Below are 8,617 nucleotides of genomic sequence, written 5' to 3'. Positions count from 1 at the left end.
AAAAAACGAAATTTTGATGAAAGAAAACATTTAGAAAACGGATACAAAATTAGAAGTTTTACTTTATAAAAAGGGAGCTAAAAAAAACTCCCACAAAAACTTGACTCAATCGCTTTCATCATATGATTTGACTAGTTTTGCAATTTATATTAGAATGTATGTATACTTAAAAATTGCATACTCCAAAGGGGAGTAGCTTACAGTTATGTCGTCAATACGCGATTCCAATCGCCGGCTTAACTGGCAACTAGATGTTGTTTGCGAGACCTTTGCCGTTCTTTGGTAAAGGGATAAATAGATCGATTTTTCAAGCCTTTACCAAATTAATGGTAGGGCTTTTTATTTTTTCTAGCAAATACTAAAGTGAGTTAGAAGAAATATAGGAGCCCAAGTATAATCCAGCATGGATAAACAATAATCAGGAGGAATAGAAAATGAAGAAAATTTTATCAGCAATTCTCACATTAGGTCTGGTTTTATCCCCGGTGAGTATCCTATTTCAAGATACAGTCACAACAGTAGAAGCTAAGTCTTATAAATCCGGAAAAAGAAGCTTTAATAACAATAATAGTAATACAAATACAAATTCTTTTTTCCAGAAGAAAAATAATATAAATGACACGACAAAATCTAATCAGTCCACTACTGCAAATAAATCTGGAGGCTTTTTCTCAGGTGGGGGGCTAATGAGAGGACTAATGGTCGGTGGGCTTGCTGGTTTACTGTTTGGAAGTCTTTTTGCCAATATGGGAGCATTTGGATCTTTATTAGGGCTTTTAATTAATATACTTGCAATTGTTGTGGTATTTAACCTAATCAAGCGTTTATTTACTTTCTATCGAAATAAAAAAAGAGAGGAAGCAAATAATTGGAGAAATTAATCATCCCAGAACAGGATATTATTAATGCGATATGTGTCTATGTGGCGCGTAAGAAACAAGTAAGGCCAGAGGAAGTAGAAGTAGAGTTAATGTATGATGATGATTATGGTTTTTCTGCCGAAGCCTATGTCCGTGATCGAAAACAAGTGCTAATCACACAAAATATGATTGAAGCACTGCGTTTATGGTTAGATGAGTATTTAAATTTAGATCCGTATATTGGATTGAAATTAGTGCTTGATGAAGAAGAAGGAATTATCGCAGTAGGAAAATAGGGAAGAGGATACCAATGTTAGAAAATTGGTATCCTCTTTTTGCTGTAAATATGTCTTGAGGAAAGCCCACTAGATAAGGAGGAAAAAGGCTTTTCTTCCATAATTCAATCGAAATTTAATTTATAATCCTCGGCCTTTATCATTTTCAATTTTTTCGAAAATAAATAAAGGAAGAACACATTTAAAAGGAACGGTATAATTAAAAAGGTAGAAATCATAATAGCGATATTTTTACTACTCCATCCACCATCTGCTAAGCGCATAAAGTTCATGGGACCAACTAAACCAGATAATCCAAAGCCGGCGCTATAAGGTGTTCCTTGGATATTGAGGAAGCCAGCTAATCCGCCTAATATAGCAGCAGTAATAATCATCGGAATAACAATCTTCGGTTTCATAAAGAAATTCCCCATCTGAATTTTCGGAGAGCCAAGCACATGTGCTAAGGCAGTTCCTAAAGAATTGGCCTTATAGCTTGCTATAGCTAATCCAATCCCTGCTGCCACAATACCGAGATTTGCTGCCCCTGATCCAATACCAGATAGGGATATAACAGTTGCGACCCCTACTGTGGAAACAGGAGAAAGAATAATTAAACAGAATGCTACTGCAATGATAATGCCCATAACGACCGGCTGTAAGTTCGTAATAGTTGCGATTGCAACGCCAATTAATCCAGTAGTAGATTTCATAAATGGCAATAATAAATATCCTGCCATTCCTGGTATTAAAATACTTAAAGTTGGTAAAAGAAGAATAGAATATGCTTTTAATCGGTCGCCAACAAATTGAACAAATAATACAGCAAGTGCAGCTGTAATACCTGTGTTTACAACCACTCCGATACCATTTAAAGTAAATAATCCTTCTGCTGTTTTTTGAACCACTCCACTACCGACCATTGCAGCAATTCCAATACTAGCTGTTTGAATAGAGGATAGTTTAAATGATATTCCAACCATTACACCAATCAACACAGGCAATAAGCTCATAATAAATGCAGTAATATCTAATACGTGTTGAAGTGGAGGGAAGAATGGAATAAAGAGCTTTAATATTTCGCCAAGTAGTGCGTTAGGGATTAAAGAAACGACGATTCCGATACTCATACCATTTAATAATTTACTGAAAAACTCTTTCACATTTGAACTCCCCATTCTCCTTGAATTTGGAGTTTATTATATGTAAAAATTTGATAAGCGTCAACGATTATTTTTAACGCTTCAACGTGAAAAAGTGAAAAAACGAAAAAAAGATTGCACTTTTTTATTCCTCTTTATAAATTGAAATAATTTTAATGATAGTTTTTAAAAAATGAAAAAATATCATCTGAAAAAAATGCAAAATGTAAAATAAAAAGGAGTTCCCTCCTTTTTATGAGGAAACTCCTTCATCATATTGCACCTATCTGGCATGTTTTTCAATGCCTGACTAACCTTAAGAAGGAAATTGATTTTCTCCTATTTTAGCTTTCCGGACATCTCGAGACTTTTTATCAAAGTTTCGGAAATATTGTTCTAGCTGCTCCAATGTTTTTCCTTTTGTCTCAGGCAAGAATTTGGTAACAAATGTTATCGCAAATATACCTAGTACTGCGAATATAAAGAATGAAGTGGATAAGCCAAATTTATCGAGAAGTATCGGGAAAACCAAACCAATGAGAAAGTTTGTTGTCCAAAGACAAAATACGGAAACACCCATTCCTAATCCGCGAAGCTTTAAAGGAAAAATCTCCGCTAGCATCAGCCATGTAACTGGTGATATTGCTCCTTGTTGGAAGGCAAGGAAGGTAACCGTCATACTTAGTACAGCATATGGAAGAATAGACATTCCGCCTAAAGTGAATGAGAAAATTCCGATTAATAGTAAACTAGTTGTTGTACCAATTAATCCTGTAATTAGCATTGGCTTTCTTCCAACACGCCCAAGCAGCCATATACCTACAAAGGTAGCTAAAACAGAAATAACTCCATTAGCGATATTTGCTATTAATGCTACTTCAGTAGTGAATCCTGTACTTTGCAATATCTGTGTACCATAGTACATAATCGAGTTTACACCTGTGATTTGTTGAACAATTGCAATCCCAATTCCTAGGAAAACAATCCTTCTTATCCAAGGCTCTGCTAAATCTTTAAAGCCAACTTGTTCAACTTTCTCTTCTGTTTCAATTGCTTTCTTGATTTGCTGTAATTCTGTTTTGGCACGCTTTTCTTTTCTAATATGCAATAGTACACGAAAAGCGTCTTTGAATCTGCCCTGTGATGCATACCATCTAGGACTCTCAGGTACTGCGAGCATGCCTATCCATAGAACAATGGCAGGAATTGTTGCAATAACGAGCATATATCTCCAAGCGTGTCCGGAGCCACCAAGTGTATTTCCGATGATAGCATTTGTTATGTAGGCGAGTAATTGCCCTGTAACAATCATTAGTTCGTTTTGTGTTACCATTTGACCACGGCGTTCGGCAGGAGACATTTCTGCCAAGAATGTAGGGACAGCTACCGATGCTCCTCCAACTGCGATACCAAGTAAGAAACGAAAAGTAACCATTATGGGGACGTTCGGTGCAAAAGTACAGCCGAGTGTTGTAATAAGAAAGATAACAGCAAGATAAAGAATAACTTTCCTTCGTCCATAGCTGTCGGCGAGTTTACCGCTGAACATGGCTCCAAATGCGGCTCCAAATAAAAGGGAACTAGTGACGAGGCCCTCTGTGACTGCATTGAGGTTAAGTTGATCTGGACGAGCCATATAGGGTAAGGCTCCATTAATTACGCCAGTATCAAAGCCAAAAAGAAGACCACCAAATGTGGAAATAATTGCAATGATTTTTAAATTATTTTTTTGATTTGATTTTTTGTTCCTACTGTCAGGGTTTAATTGATCACTCATTTTATTTACTTTCTCCTCCTCTTATAATAATGATTTTCTCTAGTCATTATTATATTTGTGTTTGAAATGTAAATCGATTTTCATCTCCTTCTACTTGTATTGTTCTATCCCTTATAGGTGATAAGATGTTTATTCATAAGATATTTGTCAATATTTTTCTCGGATAATAAAAAGAATAGAATATCTTTATTATACACCTTTGTCAGAATATTTCAAATTATGTTCACTACTTGATTAAGTAAGGGATAGAGGTACCAATACATTACCCAAAAAAATTTTTTAAAAAACATGATAGAAGAGCGGGAGAAAAATTTTTTAGTGTTTATTATTCTGCTATTCTTGTTTGGTCATACAAGGATCGATTTGTAAGAAAGATGTTCGTAGTTAAAAAGTGAGAACTCCGTTAGAGTATATAGTAGGAAAAACCGATAGATTTGAAGATAACTTTGTTAAGAATTTTTCATGTCTTCTCTCTTAGAGGATATAAAAAGGGGCTGGGACAAATCTAAATAACTAATCTTTAAAGACGAACAATCTCTAATTTAGCTCTTAAATAAAGCTACTTTTTCAAGATGGTTATCTATGTTTTAAATATAGTCAAGAGTAAAAATTAAGTCGTTCCATTGCGCTACAGACGGTCGCTTTCCGCGGGGAGGAAGCTGAGCCTCCTCGCTGCGCTGCGGGGTCTCAGCCTTTCCTCTATTTCCCGCAGGAGTCGACCGTCCTCCGCTCCATTTCACTTCATTTTTAAACCTTTTCCCAAAATATAAATACGAACAATTATGCAAACTTACCGCATAATCCTTCGTATTTATTGTTAGCTGAAATGTTTATGTCCCAGCCTCTTTTTAATAATCATTTATTTACCTAACATAGCATCGACTTTATCTTGATTATTATCAATCCATTCCTGTGCAACTTCTTCTTCATCAGCACCATCCTCGATTTTAACAATCATTGCTTCGATATCTTCAACAGGCATGCTCCAGTTGCTTAGGAATTCATAAACCTCAGGAGATTTTTCTTTTAGACCATTATTTACGACTACGTGAACTTCTGATGTCTTAAAGAAACCTTTTGAATCTTCCAATACTTTTAAGTCATAATCAACAAACATTGGATGTGGACGCCATCCTAGGAATAGAACAGGATCGCCACTTTTAATAAACTTAGATGCTTGTGCTAGCATTCCACCTTCACTAGAAGCAACATATTCTAAATCTAATCCATATTCTTCGATCATCTCTCTAGAAGTTACAGTCATCCCTGCACCTTCCTCAATTCCATAAACTTTTCCACCGAAAAGATCTTCATTTCCTTTTAAATCTTCAATGCTGTCAATTCCTTCAACATTAGCTGGAATAACCCATCCAAGTTCTCCTTCAGTATAACTCACTGCTAAATCTTCTAGGTTATCTTTGTATTTTTCCATATAATTTGCATGCATATCAGGTAACCAGGCATCCATAAATACATCTAAATCACCACGTGAAAGTCCAGTATAGACCCCACCTGCATCTGCATTTTTCTCATCTACAGTATAGCCCATATCTTCTAATAAAAGTTTAGCAACTTTTGTAGGAGGAATGGTACTTGTCCAAGGGGTCACCCCAAATGTAATTGTTTCGCTATTGTTAGCATCATCTTCACCAGAATTTTGTGACTGAGAAGAACAGCCAATTAAAAGAGTAAATAGTAATAAAAGCAAAAAGCTAAGTTTCAATTTTTTCATAAATCATTACTTCCTTTCGTCTTTTCAATTTTTTAATTGGTTTGCATATGTCTTTTAAGCTTTCTTACCTAAACCTTGTGTGATTCGATCAAGTATGATGGCAAGGACAACAATCCCTAATCCTCCAGTAAGACCTAATCCAACATTTACACTGGAGATACCGGATAATACAATACTACCTAATCCAGGTGAACCAATCATCGAAGCGATAACGGCCATTGATAGTGCTAGCATAATGGTCTGATTTATACCTGCCATTATAGTTGGAATGGCATTAGGTAGCTGAACTTTGACAAGTAACTGCCAAGATGTAGAACCGAAAGCTTTAGCAGCTTCTACAATATCGGCTGGAACTTGTTTAATTGCTAAGCTCGTCATGCGTACTGCTGGTGGAGTAGCAAAAACGAATGTAGAGATAACTGCCGGAACTTCTCCTAAACCAAAGAGTAGAATGGCAGGGATTAAATAAACAAAGCTTGGTAATGTCTGCATAAAATCGAGAATTGGTCGAACTATATGATCCAATGTTCGATTTTTTGCAGTCAAAATTCCTAATGGAATACCAACAACGATAGAGAAAAAAGTTGCAACAATAACAATAGATAGTGTTTGCATAGCACCTGTCCAAAGATCAACGGATCCTAAATAAAGCGCCCCAATAATAGTGAAAATAGCCATTCCCTTTCCGGCAAAGCGCCAAGCTAAAAGAGCTAAAATGATTGCTATTACTTCAGCAGGAATGAAAGTGAATAAATTGGTGACAGCATTTATAAATATGCTTAACACTCCGCTAAAGGAGTTAAAAAAGTCACCTAAAACTGGCAGTAGCCAATTGTCTACAAATTGATTTGTCCAATCTTCTAGTGGAAAGAAGAAGTAGTTCATAGTATAGCCTCCTTTTGTTCTTTTCCGAGAATCAGTCCAGACAATATAGAGACTCGTACAATAATTCCTAGCAATCTATTATTTTCTGTGACAGCAATGGGGAATCTTGATTCTGCTGCGATTCCAATTAAATCATTTAATGGTGTGTCAAATGTGGTGGAATGGAAGTCATGTTCTAAAACATCCTCTACCCATTTATTTTCTTTATACGCATTAATAGCGGCATCAATGGTCAGGATACCTTTTAATTGTTTATCTTTATCTACTACAAAAATACTTGATAGGCCAGCTTCTTCCATTTTTCGGACTGCTACCCTTGGACCGTCCTTCCAAGTGGTAATAAGATCTGGCTGCTTCATGATTTGACCAGCAACTAACACTTTGGAACGATCGACATCTTCTACAAAGTTAGATACATAGTCATTCGCCGGATTTTCTAAGATTTCTTCTGCTGTTCCTAATTGTACAATGGAACCATTTTTCATGATTGCAATTCGATCACCGAGCTTGAGTGCCTCATCTAGGTCATGGGTGATAAAAATAATCGTTTTACCTAGCTTATTCTGCAATCGAAGGAGTTCATCTTGCATTTCCTTACGAATAAGTGGATCCAACGCACTAAATGCTTCATCCATTAGAAGGATATCGCTATCATTTGCTAAGGCTCTCGCAAGACCTACACGTTGCTGCATACCGCCACTCAGCTGATTAGGGTAACTTGCTTCATAGCCTTTTAGACCAACATCATGGATGGCTTTAATGGCTTTTTTTGCACGATCATCCTTAGGATGGCCTTGAATTTCTAATCCGTATTCCACATTTTCCTGTACAGTTCGATTAGGAAATAATGCAAAATTCTGAAAAACCATGCTAAGCTTTTTGCGGCGAATAGCTATTAGTTCTTTTTTATTCATAGTCGTAATATTTTCCCCATCTATCAATACTTCACCAGAAGTTGGCTCAATGAGTCGATTAATTAGACGAATGAGTGTAGATTTACCGCTTCCGGATAAACCCATGATGACAAAAAACTCCCCTTGTTTTACATAAAAAGAAGCATTATCCACTCCAATTGTCATCCCAGTTTCTTTTAGGATTTTCGTTTTTTCTTCGCCTGCTTGGAGTCTTTTTAGCCCTTCTTTCGGGTTACCTCCAAATATTTTTGTGAGATTCTTAACTTCGATTTTATGCATTAATCACTTCTCCTTAAAAGGTTTATCTTGGAGATTTTCCGAATATGGATAAATAATTAGAAATTGAAAATTTGATTATTTATAGAGGAATAGTAGGAATTAAGCGAGTATTATGGCAATACTTATAGTGGAACTTTGGGTTATAAATTGTTGTATATAGTATTACTTGCTCCGTGTTACTCCCAGTATGGTAATGGGACTTATCCATATCCTTCTCCTGTAGAGTTACCCTTATTATATAAAATAAATATTATATAGCGCAAACGTTAAAATAAAGCATATACAGTTTATATCGTTCATAAAGTTTTTTCTGATTAAATTAAATAGGCTGAATGCATAAAAATACTGCCTAATTCACTAAATAACTCTTGATTCTGTCCTTTAACAGGATAGAAAGGAATGTACGTTCTTATGTTTTGGTAAAAAATAGCTTTTATATAGGAAGTTATTCCATTTCACAAACTATTCAATAAAAGTTTTATAGTATGAGTAAAATGTTTGTGGGAGAATAAATATCCTTTTTGTCTAGTTGGGGGACGAGTCCCCCAACTAGACAAAAAGGCCACCAAGCGAGAGCGCGGTAGCTGGAAAAAATTAAGCATTAAAAAAGAGAGCTCCCTTTTGTAAAGTAGAATTTGACTAGAAAACTACGAAAAGGAGAGGCTCTCATGAATCAATGTAACACAAAAATGCCATCATTAAAAGAATTGGAAAAAACTTTATTTCGAACACTACAAATGACGTTTCAAGAAA

At 35.7% G+C, this 8,617-nt stretch carries 7 protein-coding genes; 2 read left to right on the top strand and 5 right to left on the bottom strand.

Annotated features, from left to right (window positions below):
* The first annotated feature begins 434 nt into the window (after positions 1-434).
* Positions 435-881 (top strand): hypothetical protein, encoded by a 447-nt coding sequence (locus tag ACTQ5K_RS24920; protein WP_109768051.1) that lies wholly within the window; start codon positions 435-437, stop codon positions 879-881.
* Positions 869-1,156 carry a YxcD family protein gene (locus tag ACTQ5K_RS24915; protein ID WP_031539187.1) on the top strand — a complete coding sequence of 96 codons (288 nt, stop codon included), beginning with the start codon at positions 869-871 and terminating at the stop codon, positions 1,154-1,156. Before ACTQ5K_RS24920 ends, ACTQ5K_RS24915 begins: the two co-directional genes overlap by 13 nt.
* Before the next feature lie 104 nt (positions 1,157-1,260).
* Here the strand turns inward: ACTQ5K_RS24915 and ACTQ5K_RS24910 are convergent, their stop codons facing one another.
* The 5 genes from ACTQ5K_RS24910 to ACTQ5K_RS24890 form a co-directional block, all read right to left on the bottom strand.
* Positions 1,261-2,298 (bottom strand): PTS transporter subunit IIC, encoded by a 1,038-nt coding sequence (locus ACTQ5K_RS24910; protein ID WP_048719262.1) that lies wholly within the window; start codon positions 2,296-2,298, stop codon positions 1,261-1,263.
* Between the two features lie 295 nt (positions 2,299-2,593).
* A complete protein-coding gene (locus ACTQ5K_RS24905; RefSeq protein WP_048719254.1) occupies positions 2,594-4,054 on the bottom strand; it encodes a sugar porter family MFS transporter in 1,461 nt (486 codons plus the stop codon).
* Positions 4,055-4,913: 859 nt separating this feature from the next.
* Positions 4,914-5,786, bottom strand: coding sequence for a glycine betaine ABC transporter substrate-binding protein (locus tag ACTQ5K_RS24900; RefSeq protein WP_251628984.1), 873 nt, complete (start codon positions 5,784-5,786; stop codon positions 4,914-4,916).
* 54 nt (positions 5,787-5,840) lie between these two features.
* A complete protein-coding gene (locus tag ACTQ5K_RS24895; RefSeq protein WP_031540193.1) occupies positions 5,841-6,671 on the bottom strand; it encodes an ABC transporter permease in 831 nt (276 codons plus the stop codon).
* The gene (locus ACTQ5K_RS24890; protein WP_251628986.1) at positions 6,668-7,864 is read right to left on the bottom strand and encodes a quaternary amine ABC transporter ATP-binding protein; all 1,197 of its coding nucleotides are present in this window, start codon (positions 7,862-7,864) and stop codon (positions 6,668-6,670) included. The genes ACTQ5K_RS24895 and ACTQ5K_RS24890 overlap by 4 nt, the downstream gene beginning before the upstream one ends.
* Positions 7,865-8,617: the final 753 nt, after the last annotated feature.

It is taken from the genome of Niallia sp. Sow4_A1, from assembly GCF_052116745.1.
GTDB classification, from domain to species: Bacteria; Bacillota; Bacilli; order Bacillales; family Cytobacillaceae; genus Niallia; species Niallia hominis.
This window is presented reverse-complemented; position numbering and strand designations above follow the sequence as displayed.

What these genes read in the sequence shown, in the direction of transcription:
- ACTQ5K_RS24920 (WP_109768051.1), top strand. Translation starts at nt 435, where the DNA reads ATGAAGAAAATTTTATCAGCAATTCTCACATTAGGTCTGGTTTTATCC.
- ACTQ5K_RS24905 (WP_048719254.1), bottom strand. Translation starts at nt 4,054, where the DNA reads ATGAGTGATCAATTAAACCCTGACAGTAGGAACAAAAAATCAAATCAA.
- ACTQ5K_RS24900 (WP_251628984.1), bottom strand. Translation starts at nt 5,786, where the DNA reads ATGAAAAAATTGAAACTTAGCTTTTTGCTTTTATTACTATTTACTCTT.
- ACTQ5K_RS24895 (WP_031540193.1), bottom strand. Translation starts at nt 6,671, where the DNA reads ATGAACTACTTCTTCTTTCCACTAGAAGATTGGACAAATCAATTTGTA.
- ACTQ5K_RS24890 (WP_251628986.1), bottom strand. Translation starts at nt 7,864, where the DNA reads ATGCATAAAATCGAAGTTAAGAATCTCACAAAAATATTTGGAGGTAAC.